Raw genomic sequence first — 2,676 nt, forward strand, 5'->3', positions numbered from 1 at the left:
ATTTTCAACCGACTCTGCATTTATATTATGCAGCTTAAATGCCGATTAGCTTAACGCTGTCACTGCACCAGCATTACCCCCGGTTTCGGAGACTGAGGCACGGGCATCTCTGCAAGGACAGAATCAGACAGCAATGCCGCAAAGTAACAAGCGGTAATTAAACACAAAAAAGGCGATTCACCTTTGAGTCGCCACTAGATAAATTAGCAGCAAAAACAAGTCAATGAAAATCGGTACTGTCTCAGTTATTTATTCAAGAAAATTCAATTTAGGGAACTACGAATCAATCGAATTAGGTTGTTCTTTATGGGCACAAGTTGAGGATGAAGAAGATGCAGACGGTGTAGTTAAATTCCTTTATCATCAAGCAAAAGCAGCAGTTAAAGAGGCTGCAATGCCTGTGATTAAAGCGAACGAATTCCAAATTAGTAAAACCAAATCTCAAAAGAAGGTGACAACTGATGAAGGTGTTGCAGAAATAGATAATTTTTGAGCCAATTAAACATGAAACAACTAACAGGTTTTATTCCCATTGCCGTATTACCTGAATCTACTGCGGCTTCTGCTAAACAACAGCTAATAGAAACAATTGAATGGCTTTACAAAGAAGGTGCTGCTAGTGAAACCAATCTCAAACATGCCTATGAGTCATTGAATATTCAGTTAAGTTTATTCGATTTAACCCAGTATACAGTGGCTGACAATCGGATATCTAAGAGATACGGCAAAAGCTCTTAGAGAATCTGTGTGTCTTTAGACCGCAGAGCGTCAATGAGACGAATGCTGACCCTAACATAATCATCTCTGGTTGGGAGCAACAGAAAAATATATGCCTGGGTGCAATGCTGGTCAGTTTTTCCGTCTTCTTAGGCAGTTCTTTAGTCGGAGCAAGTTTTAGTATTCAACGAGATAAATTTTAGGGAGAGAAACAACAATGGAAATCAGATTAACTACATCAGAGATTCGGACTATCTTGCAAGGGTGTCAATATACGTTGCGGCTTGTGGGGAGTAGTAAGGATTATCGCAGGCTTCAGTCGTCCGAGTACTTTTCTACATCAAATGATGTGGTGTTAAATGATGCGTTTAATGTTTTGGGAGAAGTAGTAGAGGCAATTGATCAGGTGGAGCAATTTTCTCAAAAAGGAGAATCCAGTCATGGAACAGGAAATTAAAAATGCAATTGGTTTGGGCAATCCTGAACTCCTAATAGAATGGGAACCAAAACCTGAACCTGAACCAAAACCAACAGTAACGATTTACGACTTCAGCGCTTTGTTATTAAAGCACGAACCACCAAAAAAACAACGATAACGGATGTTCATCCCCACGGCTGCTTGGTGATAAATGCGCCGATTGTGAAAACCATCAAGAAAATCATGCTTTACATAGGAGCAATAATATGACATTCACTCTAGATAATCGCTCTCAAAACAAAGAATCATCTTTAACAAAAGCATTGCGACAGATACAGGAGTTAAACTCTAAGATTCAGGAATTAGAACAGTGCCATAAAGACTATGTGGTATCGCAACATAATTTGATTCCAGCCATCGCCGAAATTTGTATTTCTCCAATACAGGAAATACAGGCGCTGCGAATTCTAATCTGTCGGGGAGAAGCAGCCTGTCGGCAGTACTTGCGTTCGGTGCTAGTCAAACAACGTCAGACTTCATAGAGTTCAGGCATTCAGTGATTCTGGTTCTGTACGTGATATTTCCAAAACTCGCTGTAACCAATATGAAATTTGAGCAGATGCAGATTGCTTTTGTTCAGCATCAGTCCAAATATTGTCCCAATGGAATAGCCAACGAGTCAGAAGACGAACTAAATCAACTAATTCACAGGCTCGGTCAATATCATCTGCCTTTACCATGTCAGGCACAGTCCACTCAATAAAGTATCTGCTTTCTTTTATCAGAGTCAGTATCAATTCCTGCGACGAGCCTTGAGTCCACAAAGACTGAATTTGCTCAAGGTGTGCAGCTAGATGATGCAAACGGGTAGGCACATCATCTTGCATAAAAATTTGTTGCTTTGGTGTCAATTCGATCATAAATTGCCCAATAGCGCGATTACCTAATAGCAAAATCATACAACTTCAAACCCCTATCAGGGAAAGGCATTCTAAATTATGAAACGGAATCAAGCACGAGTAATTGTTGTAAGTCTGACCAGCACATTAGCGGCCATATCTATCGGATATTTAGGAGTGCAATTTTTTGGCAAGAATACAATGTACATGATTACGACAGGAATGTTTGGGCTGGGTACTGGGGGATCTATTGGTCAGGTTTTGGTAGAGAAAAGGCAGCAGCGAGTAGTACAAACACAGTTAAAACAACAATAATTGAAATCGCATGGAAACTTCAAAAGTTGTCATATCATCTTGTACAAAACTTTGTTGTTCACAAAGAAAATCATTCATTTTTTTTGACAATATAACTTATGCTGAGATTTTTTCACTAACAGCTTGATGTATAATTTGTTTCTTTAACGAATCTGCTGCAACTGCTGCAATGGTTTCCCAATCTTCTTGTTTTAACAACACCCCAAGCAGTTCGCGCAGTATCTCTCGATCAGAAATGAATTCTTCACCATAAAGCTGATCATTTTCCAGAATAGCAAGTATGTATTCTCTTACCTCTGGTGTCGGCAGTCTAAACTTTTCAAGTAT

General features: G+C 39.5%; 7 protein-coding genes and 1 pseudogene. 6 read left to right on the forward strand and 2 right to left on the reverse strand.

The features are described from left to right. The first annotated feature begins 223 nt into the window (after positions 1-223). From VB740_RS17775 to VB740_RS17795, 5 genes are all read left to right on the forward strand, one after another. Positions 224-493, forward strand: coding sequence for a hypothetical protein (locus tag VB740_RS17775; protein WP_323201282.1), 270 nt, complete (start codon positions 224-226; stop codon positions 491-493). An 11-nt stretch (positions 494-504) separates the two neighbouring features. Then, a complete protein-coding gene (locus VB740_RS17780; RefSeq protein ID WP_323201283.1) occupies positions 505-738 on the forward strand; it encodes a hypothetical protein in 234 nt (77 codons plus the stop codon). Positions 739-934: 196 nt separating this feature from the next. Then, positions 935-1,174, forward strand: a complete 240-nt coding sequence (locus tag VB740_RS17785) for a hypothetical protein (RefSeq protein WP_323201284.1) — start codon at positions 935-937, stop codon at positions 1,172-1,174. After that, entirely contained in the window at positions 1,158-1,313 is a 156-nt protein-coding gene (locus VB740_RS17790) for a hypothetical protein (RefSeq protein ID WP_323201285.1), read from the forward strand. Before VB740_RS17785 ends, VB740_RS17790 begins: the two co-directional genes overlap by 17 nt. A gap of 88 nt (positions 1,314-1,401) precedes the next feature. Continuing rightward, positions 1,402-1,677, forward strand: coding sequence for a hypothetical protein (locus VB740_RS17795; protein WP_323201286.1), 276 nt, complete (start codon positions 1,402-1,404; stop codon positions 1,675-1,677). 3 nt (positions 1,678-1,680) lie between these two features. On the opposite strand, the gene VB740_RS17800 is transcribed toward VB740_RS17795, so the two are convergent. Then, complete coding sequence (locus VB740_RS17800; protein WP_323201287.1) at positions 1,681-2,094, reverse strand: hypothetical protein; 414 nt, start codon at positions 2,092-2,094, stop codon at positions 1,681-1,683. 39 nt (positions 2,095-2,133) lie between these two features. Here VB740_RS17800 and VB740_RS17805 point away from each other — a divergent pair, with 39 nt between their 5' ends. Beyond that, positions 2,134-2,349: a hypothetical protein gene (locus tag VB740_RS17805; protein ID WP_323201288.1), complete on the forward strand. Its 216-nt coding sequence runs from the start codon at positions 2,134-2,136 to the stop codon at positions 2,347-2,349. A gap of 96 nt (positions 2,350-2,445) precedes the next feature. Here VB740_RS17805 and VB740_RS17810 read toward each other — a convergent pair. Further along, positions 2,446-2,676: pseudogene (locus tag VB740_RS17810) on the reverse strand (hypothetical protein); the annotation flags it as partial.

It is taken from the genome of Nostoc sp. UHCC 0251 (assembly GCF_034932245.1).
In the GTDB taxonomy this organism is placed as follows: domain Bacteria; phylum Cyanobacteriota; class Cyanobacteriia; order Cyanobacteriales; family Nostocaceae; genus Nostoc.